The 238-nt window shown below is 64.3% G+C and carries 1 protein-coding gene; it reads left to right on the top strand.

Annotation, left to right across the window (positions count from 1 at the left end; genetic code table 11):
- On the top strand, positions 1-238 hold a 238-nt coding region (locus EOB49_RS35845), incomplete at both ends, for a DAK2 domain-containing protein (RefSeq protein ID WP_127383582.1).

Raw genomic sequence — 238 nt, 5'->3', positions numbered from 1 at the left:
GCACCAAGCTGGTGATGACGGTCGGCGGCGCCTCCGGCCCGCTATTCGGCACCCTTTTCCTGGCACTCGGCAAGGAGATTTCAGCGGCGCCTGATCGCGCCAATCTGACGGCGGCGTTCGGCAAGGCGATCGAAGCGGTGGCAGCACGGGGCAAGTCGCAGGTTGGACAAAAAACCATGCTCGACGTGCTGCAGCCGGTGCATGACGCGTTGCTGCAGGGAAAGACGGCGCCGGAAAT

Origin of the sequence: Mesorhizobium sp. M7A.F.Ca.MR.148.00.0.0 (genome assembly GCF_003997735.1) — a bacterium.
Classification (GTDB): domain Bacteria; phylum Pseudomonadota; class Alphaproteobacteria; order Rhizobiales; family Rhizobiaceae; genus Mesorhizobium.
This window is presented reverse-complemented; position numbering and strand designations above follow the sequence as displayed.